13 protein-coding genes are annotated in these 13,755 nt (G+C 64.0%); 7 read left to right on the forward strand and 6 right to left on the reverse strand.

The features are described 5' to 3' along the window. Positions 1–3: 3 nt before the first annotated feature. Positions 4–903 carry a LysR substrate-binding domain-containing protein gene (locus FE851_RS08395; protein ID WP_145201581.1) on the reverse strand — a complete coding sequence of 300 codons (900 nt, stop codon included), beginning with the start codon at positions 901–903 and terminating at the stop codon, positions 4–6. Positions 904–989: 86 nt separating this feature from the next. Between FE851_RS08395 and FE851_RS08400 the strand changes: the two genes are divergently transcribed. Then, positions 990–2,012: a 2-oxoadipate dioxygenase/decarboxylase family protein gene (locus tag FE851_RS08400; protein WP_145201584.1), complete on the forward strand. Its 1,023-nt coding sequence runs from the start codon at positions 990–992 to the stop codon at positions 2,010–2,012. Beyond that, positions 2,009–3,409: a succinylglutamate-semialdehyde dehydrogenase gene (gene astD, locus FE851_RS08405; RefSeq protein ID WP_145201587.1), complete on the forward strand. Its 1,401-nt coding sequence runs from the start codon at positions 2,009–2,011 to the stop codon at positions 3,407–3,409. The genes FE851_RS08400 and astD (FE851_RS08405) overlap by 4 nt, the downstream gene beginning before the upstream one ends. Before the next feature lie 70 nt (positions 3,410–3,479). Here astD (FE851_RS08405) and FE851_RS08410 read toward each other — a convergent pair whose 3' ends face one another. The 5 genes from FE851_RS08410 to FE851_RS08430 all read right to left on the reverse strand — a co-directional run bounded on the left by FE851_RS08410 (position 3,480) and on the right by FE851_RS08430 (position 7,924). Then, positions 3,480–3,860 carry a VOC family protein gene (locus FE851_RS08410; protein WP_145201590.1) on the reverse strand — a complete coding sequence of 127 codons (381 nt, stop codon included), beginning with the start codon at positions 3,858–3,860 and terminating at the stop codon, positions 3,480–3,482. A 359-nt stretch (positions 3,861–4,219) separates the two neighbouring features. After that, entirely contained in the window at positions 4,220–4,432 is a 213-nt protein-coding gene (locus FE851_RS08415; protein ID WP_017182500.1) for a DUF2093 domain-containing protein, read from the reverse strand. Further along, positions 4,432–5,835, reverse strand: coding sequence for an NAD(P)H-dependent flavin oxidoreductase (locus FE851_RS08420; RefSeq protein WP_026002278.1), 1,404 nt, complete (start codon positions 5,833–5,835; stop codon positions 4,432–4,434). Before FE851_RS08420 ends, FE851_RS08415 begins: the two co-directional genes overlap by 1 nt. Before the next feature lie 93 nt (positions 5,836–5,928). After that, positions 5,929–7,062 carry a glycosyltransferase gene (locus FE851_RS08425; RefSeq protein WP_145201593.1) on the reverse strand — a complete coding sequence of 378 codons (1,134 nt, stop codon included), beginning with the start codon at positions 7,060–7,062 and terminating at the stop codon, positions 5,929–5,931. Next, positions 7,055–7,924: an alpha/beta fold hydrolase gene (locus FE851_RS08430; RefSeq protein WP_145201596.1), complete on the reverse strand. Its 870-nt coding sequence runs from the start codon at positions 7,922–7,924 to the stop codon at positions 7,055–7,057. Before FE851_RS08430 ends, FE851_RS08425 begins: the two co-directional genes overlap by 8 nt. Positions 7,925–7,961: 37 nt before the next feature. Between FE851_RS08430 and FE851_RS08435 the strand changes: the two genes are divergently transcribed. The 5 genes from FE851_RS08435 (at position 7,962) to FE851_RS08455 (ending at position 13,678) form a co-directional block, all read left to right on the forward strand. After that, positions 7,962–9,386, forward strand: a complete 1,425-nt coding sequence (locus FE851_RS08435) for a protein adenylyltransferase SelO (RefSeq protein ID WP_145201598.1) — start codon at positions 7,962–7,964, stop codon at positions 9,384–9,386. 45 nt (positions 9,387–9,431) lie between these two features. Next, positions 9,432–10,865 (forward strand): succinylglutamate-semialdehyde dehydrogenase, encoded by a 1,434-nt coding sequence (gene astD, locus FE851_RS08440; RefSeq protein WP_145201601.1) that lies wholly within the window; start codon positions 9,432–9,434, stop codon positions 10,863–10,865. A 72-nt stretch (positions 10,866–10,937) separates the two neighbouring features. Further along, positions 10,938–11,750 (forward strand): uroporphyrinogen-III C-methyltransferase, encoded by an 813-nt coding sequence (cobA, locus tag FE851_RS08445; protein ID WP_145201604.1) that lies wholly within the window; start codon positions 10,938–10,940, stop codon positions 11,748–11,750. Beyond that, positions 11,747–12,043, forward strand: coding sequence for a DUF2849 domain-containing protein (locus tag FE851_RS08450; RefSeq protein WP_017182507.1), 297 nt, complete (start codon positions 11,747–11,749; stop codon positions 12,041–12,043). The genes cobA and FE851_RS08450 overlap by 4 nt, the downstream gene beginning before the upstream one ends. A gap of 3 nt (positions 12,044–12,046) precedes the next feature. Then, on the forward strand, positions 12,047–13,678 hold the full coding sequence (locus FE851_RS08455) for a nitrite/sulfite reductase (protein WP_145201607.1): 1,632 nt from the start codon (positions 12,047–12,049) through the stop codon (positions 13,676–13,678). Positions 13,679–13,755: the final 77 nt, after the last annotated feature.

Here is a 13,755-nt window from a genome sequence, read left to right on the forward strand (position 1 = left end):
GCATCAGGCCATCCTGGCCTGATCCACGATCCAGTCGCCAAACTGGCTGAGCGCCGGATGGACAGGTGCGTCCAGCGGGCGGGCGAGATAATAGGCTCGCTCGCTCGACAATGGCCGGGCGAACGGGATGACCAAAGCGCCTGCATCCAGTTCCGGCCGGATCAGGAAACTGGGGATCAGCGCCACCCCTGCCCCCGCCGCAGCCGCCTGCGCCAGCATCAGGAAATGTTCGAACGCGGGACCGGGCGGCAGCGTCCCGGCCTCCACGCCCACCGATGCGAACCAGCGCGCCCAGGCATCGCGCCGCGAACTCTGACTGAGCAACGGAGCCGTCAGCAGATCGGCGGGCTGTCGCAAGGGGTGCGCGGCCAACCAGCCCGGCGCGCAGACCGGCACCGCCTCTTCGCGAAACAGGAAATCCATCGCTGCGCCCGGCCATTCGTCGGGTGTGCCGAAATGGATGGCGGCATCAAATTCCTCCTGCGCGAAATCGAACGGTTGCGACCGCGCGGCGAAATCCACCACCAGTTGGGGATGCAGGGCGCTCAGATGCGGCAGGCGCGGCGCAAGCCAGCGCATGCCGAAACTGGGCAGGGTCGCTATCCGCAGCGCGCCCGGCGAGCGGCGCATGGTCATGCGCGCCGTCGCCCGACGAATGCGATCCAGCGCTGGCAGCAATTCATCGGCATAGATACGGCCTGCTTCGTTGAGCCGCACCCGCCGACCGACCCGGTCGAACAAGGGCGTTTCCAGCCAGTCCTCCAATTGCGCGATCTGACGACTGACCGCGCTTTGCGTCAGGCCGATCGCTTCGCCAGCACGCGAAAAGCCGCCATGACGCACCGCCGCCTCGAAACTGGTCAGCGCGGTCATGGATGGCAGCCATTTGCGATCGTCATTCATTCCATTCTCGCATCAACAGATGACAGGTCACCATTTGGAAAATACGACATAGGCTGAGATAAGGTGGCTGTCACCGGGAGCAATCTATGTCGAACGAGAATGATGGCCATGTCGTTGCACTAACGCTGGCGACGCTGGGCGAAGTGGCGGGACGGCGGACGCTGGATGCGCTGTCGATCGATCCTGCCTTGCTGGCGGAGCAAGGCGCTACGGTGTCGCGCGCGGCCTTTGCGATGGCGATGAATATCGCCCTGTTCGATGATCTGTTGAAAAGGGTGCGCAGCGGCGCGGCCTATGTCGCCGATACTGTCGCGCGTGGCGGCCGGGTCATGTTCGACCATGGCGCGCTGCGAACGATCCGCCTGCCGCATGGCCCAACCGGCGCGCTGCCAGGCGGCGAGGATGCCTTCACCCGGATATTGCAGCCGCTGGGTTATCAGATGGCGGCCATCTATCCGCTCGACCGGCTGCGCATGACCGGGCGCGCCTATGTGCATGCCGACCGGCCCGAAGCCATCCCGCAATTCTTCCTGTCCGAACTGCATGTCGACCGGTTCGATGCGGAATTCGGCGCGGTGGCCGCCCGGATATTCGGCACCTCGCGCGATCCTTTGGGTGATGCGGAGCAAGCCGTGCTGGCGCGCTATGGCGCTGGCGAACCAGTCGCGCTGGATGAGGCAGTAGCGGCATTGCCGGGGATCGTCGCCGCGTTCGACCGGCAGCATGAGATGCCCAGCTTTGCCGATTATCAGCTGCTCCTGTCCCGGTCCAACGAGGCGGCCTGGATCGCGACCGAAGGTAACGCCTTCAACCATGCAACCGACCGTGTGGCCGATGTCGCCGCTTTGGCGGATCGGCTGAAGACGGAAGGTCAGCCGATCAAGGAACGGCTGGAGATTTCTGCAACCGGCCGGGTACGGCAGACCGCATTCAGGGCCGATAGCGTCGAGCGGCTGTTCGGTGATGGGGCGTTGCGCGACGTGCCGGGCTCCTTTTACGAATTTATCAGCCGGGATGTTGATCCGGCGACAGGCAGGCTGGACCTTGCCTTTGACACGGGCAACGCCACCGGCATTTTCGCCATGACCAGCGCGGGCGCAAGCGCATGATGCTGCAATCCTTCGACCCCGCCTCACGCGCGTTGATATGGGAAGGCCCGGTCGACGATGCCGCCGCCTGCAACCGGGCGATCGCCACGGCCCGCGCCGCCCTGCCCGGCTGGCGCGCGCGCGCCGTGGAAGAGCGGATCGCCATCGCGCGGCGCTATGCGCTGGTGCTGGAAGAAAGGCGGGCTGCGCTTGCAGAGTTGATTTCGCGCGAGACCGGCAAATTGCTGTGGGAGAGCGACGCCGAAATCGGGTCCATGATCGCCAAGGTCGAGGTGTCGATCGCTGCCCATGCCGAACGTACTGGTGAACGCACCGCCGCCATGAACTTTGGCCGGGCGGTGTTGCGCCATCGCGGGCATGGCGTGATGGCGGTGCTGGGTCCGTATAATTTCCCGGGCCATTTGCCCAACGGCCATATCGTCCCTGCCCTGATCGCCGGCAATGCGGTGGTATTCAAGCCATCGGAAATCGCGCCAGCCACGGGCGCAGCGATGGCTGACGCCTGGGCCGCAGCGGGGCTGCCCGACGGGCTGCTCAATGTCGTGCAGGGCGGCCGGGCGACCGGAGAGGCGTTGGTAGCCGGTAACATTGACGGGCTGCTCTTTACCGGATCGGCCGGTGCTGGCGCGGCGCTCAGACGGGCGCTGGTGGACCGGCCCCATGTCATCATGGCATTGGAACTGGGCGGCAATAATCCGCTGATCGCATGGGATAGCCCGGACGAAGCCGCGTCGATCATCATCAATTCCGCCTTCATCACCACTGGCCAGCGTTGTTCCTGCGCAAGGCGGCTGATCGTGCCGGAAGGCGCGGTCGGCGGTCGGATTGTCGCTGCCGTGGATGGGTTGGCGGCGCGCCTGCCGATCGCGGCATGGAACGAGCCGGGCGATGCCTTCATGGGACCACTTGTGTCCGATCAGGCCGCCGCTGCGGCCCATCGCGCCGTCAGCGACCTCGTCGCACGGGGTGCGCGGGTCATCCGGCCCTTCGCGGCAATTGACGGGCGCAGCGCCGCCTTTGTTACACCGGGCATCATCGACATGACCGGCGTGGACGGACCGGACGCTGAAATTTTCGCGCCCTTGCTGTCGGTGATCCGGGTGCCGGATTTCGACGCGGCGATGAAGGTCGCCAACGCCACCGCCTTTGGCCTGTCCGCCGGATTAATCTCTCAGGACGCGACCCTGTGGGAGCGGATGGTGGAGGAAAGCCGCGCGGGCGTGGTCAATCGTAACCGGCCAACCACGGGCGCGGCGGGCAACATGCCCTTTGGCGGCCTGGGCGCGTCGGGCAATCACCGCCCCAGCGCCTATTATGCCGCGGATTATTGCGCCTATCCGATCGCCAGTTTCGAGGCGGACGGGGTGCAGCCCGTCCCCGTCAACGGGCTGGCCTGACCCGGAATCGCAGGCCAGCACCGGAATTGAGGCCTGTGAAGTGGGATCGCGGTGGAGCGCCCCGTTTCGCTTAACCGGCGCGGTGCATCGCGCAGAGCTTGTTCCCGGACGGATCGCGCAGATAGGCCAGATAAAGCGGGCCAAAGCTGGACTCGCGAATGCCTGGCGGATCTTCGCAAGTCGTACCGCCCGCCGCGATGCCCGCAGCGTGCCAGGCATCGGCCTCTGCCGGGGTGGCCATGCTAAAACCGATGGTTCCGCCATTGGCGCATGTCGCCGACTGGCCATTGATCGGCTTAGTCACAAGGAACAGGCCGCCATTATGCATGTAGATCAGGCGGCCAAGGTCATCCGTGAAGCCTGGTTTACCACCAATCGCCTGAAACAGCGCATCGTAAAATATCCTGGCGCGATCGATATCGTCGGCGCCCACCATGACGTGACTGAACATGAGATTTCCCTGTTTGCAGGATTAGCGGAGCGTATCACTATGCGCCGGACGAACGGATAGGGCCAGTTACACCAGCCGAACCCGCGTCGCCAAAGCGCGTGGGTGTCAGAAGATCGTGCTGTAGAGGAACCAGCCGACAATCAGCAGGCTCGACACGATGCAGATACGATCACCAAAGACGTCGATACGAGACATCACAAACATCCTTCCAACAAGGGCGATCTCCGTCGCCTCGATGGAAAGATTACATCAGTTTTTACCCTGCGGGAATAGCAAAATTGCGACGAAACCGCGCTGGGCAGCGACGGATCGCTTTTTGCGCCCCTTGAACGATCATTCCAATCGCAGATCCCGGCAGATTAGCGAAAGTCCGGCCCGCGATGGCGCAGAAAAGAATCAGTTGCTTCCTGCGGTCCGCGATAGGCTTCCTGAAATTCCGCGCTCCAATATTTAAGATCTTCCAGATCGATTCTCTCTCCGGACACGGCGCAAAGGACGAACTGTCCCGGTCGCACGACGTCGAAATGCGGTGTGTCGTAATGCAGCACCGCCAGACCTTGAATATCCGCCATCAGTCGCCCGTCAGGATACGGTCGACCAATTGCTTGACGGTCGGAACGAAGCCGTTGGAATAGAATGGGTCCTGCTTGAACTTGTAGGCACCATGGCCGGCAAAGACCAAATTCTGGTCGAGGTCGCCGCCATGAACCGCCTCCTGCAACGCCTTCTGGATGCAGAAGCTGCGCGGATCGGCCAGACGACCGGTCGAGTTGGTCTCACTGTCCATCCAGCTGGAGAAGGCGCACTGGCTAAGGCAGCCCATGCAGTCTGTCTGGTCCTTGCGGATCACCGCCCGCTCCTCGTCACCGACGAACACCAGCGTATTGTCCGGCGTCTTGAGCGCCGAGGTAAAGCCCTGCCCGAACCATTCGCGCGCGCGGTTCAGGTCGCCCAGCGTCACCCAGAAATGCTTGCCCTTCACCCCCACGTCGAGCTGGTGGGTATGGTCGCCAGCCTGTTCGGTGCTGAACGCGATCTGCCGTTCGGAGCGCGCTTCCAGGCTGCGCAGGAAGGGGTTGCGCACCGCCGAGCTGTAAAAGCCGGTCGGCGAGAAGCGATGGAGCAGGATGTCGCCGGGGTTGAGCTGCGTCAGCAACTCCTTCCACGCCTGGGGGATGGGGCTTTCCTGTGTCAGCAGCGGACGGGTGCCGAACTGAAAGGCGATGGCGCCCAGTTCGGGATTGTCGATCCAGTCATTCCAGTCCTTGAGCGCCCAGACGCCGCCCGCCATGACGATCGGCACGTCATCCGAAATGCCACCTTCACGCATGGTCGCGCGCAGGTCGCGCACGCGGGGATAGGGGTCTTGCGGTGCCTTGGGATCTTCGGCGTTGGACAGGCCGTTATGGCCCCCGGCCAGCCAGGGATCTTCATAGACCACCGCCGCCAGCCATTCCGCCGCCTTGGAATAAGCGCGCTTCCACAGCGCGCGGAAGGCGCGGCCCGACGATACGATCGGCAGATAGCTGACATTGTAGGACGCAGCGATTTCGGACAGCTTGTATGGCATGCCCGCACCGCAGGTAACGCCTGCAACCATGCCTTTGGTCCTTTCCAGGACACCATGGAGCACGCGCTGCGCACCGCCCATTTCCCACAGGACGTTGATGTTGATCGCGCCCTTGCCCCCGGCAATCTCGTACGCGCGCTTGACCTGCTCTACCGCGCCGTCAATGGCGTAGGCGACCAGTTCCTCATGGCGGTCGCGGCGGGTGCGGCCATGATAGATTTGGGGAATGACATTGCCGAAGCTGTCGTAGCTATCGGCATTGACCGCCGACACTGTCCCGATGCCGCCAGCGGCCGCCCAGGCGCCGGAGCTGGCATGGTTGGATACCGCAACACCCTTGCCGCCCTCGACCAGCGGCCAGACTTCACGGCCACCATAGACGATAGGCTTCAACCCCTTGAACAACGACATCTCCCGCGAAAAAGCGACACCCGGCTCGACCGGGCAAAGACCACTGCTATAGCAGCCTTTGCACTGATTGACGAATTTCCGCGCGCCTTAGCGCAAAATGTCAGGGCTGGCCAGAGCCTCCCCATAAAGGCTGGCATAGGCATCGACCATCGCCTGTTCCGCATAATCGCGAACCGCGCGATCGCGATTGGCCGCGCCCAGCCGGGCGCGAAGGTCCGGGTCGGTTGCAAGCGTGCCGAGCGCTTGCGCCAGGCCCGCCTCATCCGGCACCACGAAGCTGCGATTTTCGGGAGCCACCATGTTGATGACATCGCCGACATCCATCGAAGCGACCGGAACGCCCGCCGCCATCGCCTCCACCAGCGAGATCGGGAATTGCTCACTATCGGAAGAAAGCGCGAAAATGTCGAACAGGCCGACGAAGCGCCACGGCTGGTCCATGAAACCGGCCATGTGGAGATCGTCGAGGCCTAATGCAGCGGCTTGCGCCACTATCGCGTCGCGCTCAGGCCCCTCCCCCACGACGACCAGTTGCAGCCGGTCGCGGTGGGCGGCGACGGCGCGGACCAGGCGGGGGATATTCTTGACCGGGCGCAGCCCCGCCAGAGTCCCCACCAGCAGCTTGCCGGGCGACCGGCGCAGGCCCGGAATCGCATCAGGCGATGGCGGTTCGGCATAGCGGGCAGTATCTATGCCGTTGCGGATCAGGTGCACCTTCGCCGCGGGCTGTTTCCAGACCTGCCGGGCGATGCTTTCCAGCCGGACGGAGGGAACGACCAGCGCATCGGCGCGGCCCAGGCCGGCGCGGCGATACAGGTTGCGCTGCGGCTTGAGGCCGGTGGCTTCATCAGCGTTGAAACCATCTTCATGATGGATGAGCGGAGGCATGGCCGACACTAAGCTGAACATTCTGTGCGCCATCGCGGCGTCCATCGCGCCCCAATTGTATGTCAGGATTAAATCGTATTTTTTCAAGAATTTAGCTATATCTCGAAAGCGCCCCACCCCCGGACGACCGGCAAAGGGAGGGGATGCCGGGAAGTCCACCCGCACCGTCGGATCGATCGCCGCGCGGGCGCCCAGCGCTTCCCGATCGGCACTGACGATCGCGTGGCGCGCCTTGTCACCCCAGATGTTCATCAGCCGAATGGCGCGCGCTTCCTTGCCCCCCAGGGTGAAGCTGCCATGGACGTGGAGAATGTGCGGCTTATTGTCAGCCATGCAGGACGCGGGCCAGCAACCGATCGATCGCCGCGATGCTTTCCGGCTCATCCAGTGCGGGCGCATGGCCGACGTCGGGAATAGTTGCCAGTTCCGCCTTTGCGCCAATGTCCGCCACCATGCGCTGCGCCGTTTGCGCGCTCAGCAGGTCGGATCGGTCGCCGCGCAGCAGTAAAGTGGGAATATCGCGAAAGGCCGCCATGACCGGCCACATATCGACGCCCGCCTCGCTGCCCATCGCCCGGATCGGTTCGGCGATGCGCATGTCATAGTCCAGCACGATCCGACCGGCGCTGTTCAGGCGATAGAGGCGCTTCGCCATGGCCAGCCATTGATCCAGGCCGTAGGCGGGATAGACGTCGCGATTGGCTTCCTCCAGCGCGCGGGCGGCATGAACCCAGCTGGGGTGCGACTGATTGACGCCGACATAGCTGCGGATGCGCGCCAGTCCCGCCTCGTCCAGTTCCGGTCCGACATCGTTGAGCAGCGCGCCCGCCAGCCACTCGCGATGCGTGGCCGCGACCAACATGGTGATGAGTCCGCCCAGCGACGTGCCGACCGCAACAAAACGGGTGATGGCAAGGTCCGCCAGCAACCGGCTGATATCCTGCAAATAAGTGAGCGGCACATAGGTCATGGGATCTTTGGCCTGAGCGCTCCCTGCCCGGCCCCGCATGTCCGGGCAGATCAGCCGCCAGTCCCCGGCAAGCCGCGCGGCGAGCGGTTCGAAGTCGCGGGCGTTGCGCGTCAGCCCCGGCAGGCAGAGCAGCGGCGGGCGGCCATCATGCCCCCCGGCATAATCCCGATAGTGTAGCCGCAGCCCGTCGGGGGACCACCAATATCCGTCGCTATAGTCGACCAAGCTTGATCCTTCAGGTGTCGCACCCCCATATCGCCTTATGATCCATATCCCGCAAGCCGCCAAATTCAGCCCCGTCCGCGAAATCGACCTGCTGATGCCCGATATAGCCGATCCGGTGACGGCTGCGGACTTTCCGCAGACGATCCTGCGCTTTCGCAATGATCGGGCGGCAGCAAGCGTCGGCCTGGACGGGCTGAGCGATGACCAATGGATTGCCCATTTTGGACGGTTTGCGCCACTGGACGGATCGCTGCCCCGGCCGCTGGCGCTGAAATATCATGGTCACCAGTTCCGGCACTATAATCCCGACATTGGCGACGGGCGCGGATTCCTGTTCGCGCAATTGCGCGATGGCGCGGGGCGCTTGATGGATCTGGGCACCAAGGGGTCCGGCCAGACGCCCTACAGCCGCTTTGGCGATGGGCGGCTGACGCTGAAAGGCGGGGTGCGCGAGATTTTGGCGACCGAGATGCTGGAGGCGCTGGGCGTACCGACATCGCGCACCTTCTCGATCATCGAAACCGGCGAAGCGCTGGAGCGCAATGACGAGCCATCGCCCACGCGCGGCGCGGCGATGGTGCGCCTGTCCCATTCACACATCCGCATCGGCAGCTTTCAGCGGGCGGCCTTTCATGAGGACAAGGCGCTGCTGGAGCGGCTGACCGACTATGCGCTGACGCGGCTCTATGACGAGCAGCCGGGCGACAATCCGCCCGCGCAACTGCTGGGCCGGGTGGTCGAGCGGACCGCCGACCTGGCGGCTAGCTATATGGTAGCCGGTTTCGTGCATGGTGTGTTGAACAGCGACAATATCAACGTGACGGGCGAGAGTTTCGATTATGGCCCGTGGCGCTTTACGCCCTTGTGGGACGCGGGCTTTACCGCCGCCTATTTTGACCATCAGGGTCTCTATGCCTTCGGGCGACAGGCCGAAGCGATCCATTGGGACGTGGCGCAACTGGCCGTGTCGCTGCGTGCGCTGGTCGAGGCGGAGCCGCTGATCGCAGAGCTGGAGCGGTTTCCGGCTTTATACGGCGAGGCGATGGCGCGCCGCTTTTGCTGGCGGCTGGGGGTTGTGCCGGGGGACGGCGCAAATGCGATGGTCGAGGCGGCGGTGCGCGGCATGGTGGCGAGCGGCACCGGGATAGACCGCTTCTTCCATGACTGGCGCGGCGGGGTTCAGCGCGAAGGCGCGGATTATAGCGACGCGGCCTGGGGGGCGTTTCGGGAGGCGCTGGTGGGATGCGCGCCTGTGCCGGGCGCGCGGGATCATGACTATTGGTCGGACGAGGCGCCCTGCTCCATGCATATTGACGAGGTCGAGGCGATCTGGGCCGCAATTGCGGAAAGAGACGATTGGAGCCCGTTGCACGCCAAGGTCGCGGCGATCCGGCGGATGGGCGAAGCCTATGGCTCGCTCAGGTCATCGGCGGGATCGCCGGGACTGGAGCGCCGACCATGATTGATAGCTGTTTCCTTAACCAATTTCTGCCATGGTTCACACCAAATGGTCGCACCGCTTACATCCCATGAACCCGCCACCGGCGTCTTGCTCTGGCAGGGCGAGGCGGGCGATGTGGCGGCGGAGGTTGCGCGGGCGCGAGGAGCCTGGCCGCGCTGGGCGGCGCAACCGATCGCTTACCGGATCGAGACGCTGCGGCGCTTCGTCAATGTCGTGCGGCGGAACGAGGATGCGCTGGCCGACCTGATCGCGCGTGAAACCGGCAAGCCGCTATGGGACGCGCGCACCGAAGTCGCCGGCGTGATGGGCAAGGTGGATATTTCGGTCGCGGCCTATTCCGAACGCACCGGGCAAAAGCGGCTGGAGGCGGCGCTGGGTGCGCGGCAATCGGTGCGGCACAAGCCCCATGGCGTGATGGCCGTCCTTGGCCCCTATAATTTCCCTGCCCATCTGCCCAACGGGCATATCGTCCCGGCCCTGCTGGCGGGCAATGCTGTCGTGTTCAAACCGTCGGAAAAAACGCCTGCCGTGGGCGAGATGCTGGTGAAGCTCTACCATGAGGCGGGCGTGCCGTTGGATGCCATGCGGCTGCTGCTGGGCGGACCGGACGCGGGCAAGGCGCTGGCGGCGCATCCTGATGTGGGCGGCATATTGTTCACCGGGTCCGCGCAGACCGGGATTGCGATCAACCGGCAATTTGCCGCGCAGCCATCCAAGATTCTGGCGCTCGAAATGGGCGGCAACAACCCCATCGTCGTGTGGGATACGCCGGAAATCAATGCTGCCGCCGTCTTGGTGGTGCAGTCGGCCTTCCTGTCGGGCGGGCAGCGATGCACGGCGGCCAGCCGCCTGATCGTGAAGGAAAGCATAGCCGACGCCGTTATCGCGGAGGTCAAGAAGCTGGCCGACCGGCTGATCGTCGATCATCCCCATGCCGATCCCACCCCCTATATGGGTCCGGTGATCGACAATGCGACCGCCGACGGGCTGACCGAGAGTTTCCTGTGGCTGATGAGCAATGGGGGCAAGCCGATCAAGCATATGGTGCGGCCCAAAAAGGGTCTGCCCTTTGTCAGTCCCGCGATCATCGACGTGACCGCCATGACGGAACGGCCCGATGTCGAACTGTTCGGGCCGTTGCTCCAGGTAATCCGCGTCGCGGAATTTGGCGATGCCATCGCGGAGGCCAACAATACGCGCTACGGCCTGTCCGCCTCCCTGATCGGCGGGACGCCCGACCAATATAACCAGTTTTGGGCCAATGTCCGCGCGGGCGTCATCAACTGGAACCGCCCGACCAATGGCGCGTCATCCTCCGCCCCGTTCGGGGGCGTGGGCATTTCGGGCAATCACCGGCCAAGCGCCTATTATGCCGCCGATTATTGCGCCTATCCGGTCGTATCGGCCGAAATAGAGCAGCCGCGCGCCTCGATCGGCGTCGGGCTGAAGGACATTGATGTCAGTGCGATGGGCGATTGACCCCGCCCCGACAAGATTTCCTAGTCCCCCGCATAACCATTCTGAATTGAACTTCGCCTGCGCCTTGTCCACATGGCGACCATGGCTGACCAACCATCCGATCCTGCCACCCCCGCCACCGTCCATCTGGTCGGCGCGGGACCGGGCGACCCGGAACTGCTGACGATCAAGGCGGTGCGGCTGATCCGCGACGCGCGACTGATCGTGCATGACGGGCTGGTGTCGGAAGAGATTCTGGCGCTGGCGTCCCCGGACGCGGAACTGATCAGCGTCGCCAAGCAGCGCAGCCGCCATTCGATGCCGCAGGACGCGATCAACGCGCTGCTGGTGCGTTCTGCGCTGGCGGGCGAAAGCGTCGTCCGGTTGAAGGGCGGCGATCCGTTCATCTTCGGGCGCGGTGGCGAGGAACTGGAAGCATGCCGCGCGGCGGGTGTGCCGGTAGAGATCGTACCGGGCGTCAGCGCTGCGATCGGCAGCGCGGCGCAGGCGCAACTGCCGCTGACCCATCGCGATGCATCCAGCGCAGTGAGTTTCGTGGCGGGCCAGTGCAAGGGACTGAGCGATCAGGACTGGTCCGGGCTGGCGGGCAAGGGCCGCACGCTCGTCATCTATATGGGCGTGGCGACGGCGGCGCAGATCGCCGACAAGCTGATCGCCGATGGCGTGTCGCCGGCTTTGCCGGTCGCAGTGCTGGAAAATGGCACGCGCGCAGACATGCGCACGCTGCGCACCTTGCTCGCCGACCTTGGCGACATGGTGGAACGTGAAGCGGTGGTCAGCCCGGCGCTGATCGTCGTGGGTGAAGTGGCGCGCTATGCGCTGGCACGCGATGTGCTGGCGGGGTGGGCGCAAAGACAGGAATATGGGGCGGAGACGCGTTCGTGAAGATTTTGACGGGTAATGATCTGGCGTCGGGCGATGTCATCTGGTGGGCTGGCGACGGCTGGTCACGGCAGGTGAGTGATGCGACCGATGTCGGGACGCATGGCGATGAACTGGCGCGCGCGGAAGAGGCCGCTCTGCGCGTCGTGGGCGCCTATGTGATCGATGCGACGCGTGACGAGGATGGCGTCCGCCCGGCGCATATCAAGGATCGCATCCGCGCGTTCGGGCCGACCGTGCGCCCCGACCTTGTCGAACAACCAACCGAAGCCGACATCGGCAAGTGGGTGATCTGAACCATGTATCGTTATGACAGCTATGACCAGGCCATCGTCGACGCCCGCGTCGAGGAATTTCGCGACCAGACGCAGCGCCGCCTGACCGGCGCGCTGACCGAGGATCAGTTCAAGCCGCTTCGGTTGATGAACGGCCTCTATCTCCAGTTGCACGCCTATATGCTGCGCGTCGCCATCCCCTATGGCACGCTGTCGGGCAAGCAGATGCGCAAGCTGGGCGAGATTGCGGGCAAATATGACAAGGGCTACGGCCACTTCACCACGCGCCAGAATCTGCAATATAACTGGATCAAGCTGGCCGATGCGCCGGACATCCTTGCCGAACTGGCGACGGTGGAGATGCACGCCATCCAGACCAGCGGCAATTGCATCCGCAATATCAGTTCCGACCAATATGCGGGCGTTTCCGCCGATGAAGTCGCGGACCCGCGCCCCTGGGCCGAACTGCTGCGCCAATGGTCGAGCTTCCACCCGGAATTCACCTATCTGCCGCGCAAGTTCAAGATTGCGGTGATCGCGTCGGACGATGACCGCGCGGCGATGCGGCTGCATGACATCGGGCTGAAACTGGTCGAGCGCGATGGTGTGGTCGGCGCGGAAGTCTATGCCGGCGGCGGCATGGGGCGCACGCCAATGGTTGCCCCGCTTATCAGAGACTTCGTGGCCGAAGATGAGATTATTTCTTATCTGGAAGCCTGCCTGCGCGTCTATAATCGCTATGGTCGCCGCGACAATAAGTACAAGGCGCGGATCAAGATCCTGGTCCACGAAATCGGCGTCGAGGAGTATAAGCGGCAGGTCGAGGAAGAATTTGCGCATATGCGCACGTTGGGCCTCAATCCGCCGGTCGAGGAACTGGCGCGCATCCGCGACTTCTTTGCCGCGCCCGCTTATGAAAGCGGCCTGTCCGACGAGATCGACCGGAGCGACCGGGCGTTCGCGCTGTGGGTCGACCGGCAGGTCGCGGCCCACAAGGCCCCCGGCTATGCCATCGTCAACATCAGCCTGAAGCCGATTGACGGCATCCCCGGCGATGCGTCGGCGGAGCAGATGGCGCTCGTCGCCGATCTGGCCGAGACATATTCCTTCGATGAACTGCGCGTCACCCATGCACAGAATCTGGTGCTGCCGCATGTGAGGAAGGCGGACCTGCGTGCCGTCTGGCAGAAGCTGGTCGCGGCGGGCCTGGCAGAGGCCAATCTGGACCTGATCACCGACATCATCGCCTGCCCTGGCCTGGACTATTGCGCGCTGGCCAATGCGCGGTCGATTCCCCTGGCGCAGAAGATCGCGTCCCGCTTCGCCGCTGCGGATCGGCAGGCGGAGATTGGCGAATTGAAGCTCAAGATTTCCGGCTGCATCAATGCCTGCGGCCATCATCATGCCGGGCATATCGGCATTTTGGGCGTGGACCGCAGGGGCGTCGAAAATTTCCAGTTGCTGCTGGGCGGATCGGGCGCGGAGGATGCGTCACTGGGCCAGATCACCGGGCCGGGCTTTTCTGAGGACGGCGTGGTCGATGCGATCGAGAAGGTCACCGACATCTATCTGGCCGAGCGGGAAAGCGGCGAACGCTTCCTCGACACCTATCGCCGCATCGGCATGAAGCCCTTCAAGGAGGCGATCTATGGTTGATTATACACAACAGACGTTCGCCCTGAGCCTGTCGAAGGGTTCCGCTGAACGTAGTGAAGCGCCTTCGCTTCGCTCTG

Source organism: Sphingobium sp. B2, from assembly GCF_007693735.1.
GTDB classification, from domain to species: Bacteria; Pseudomonadota; Alphaproteobacteria; order Sphingomonadales; family Sphingomonadaceae; genus Sphingobium; species Sphingobium xenophagum.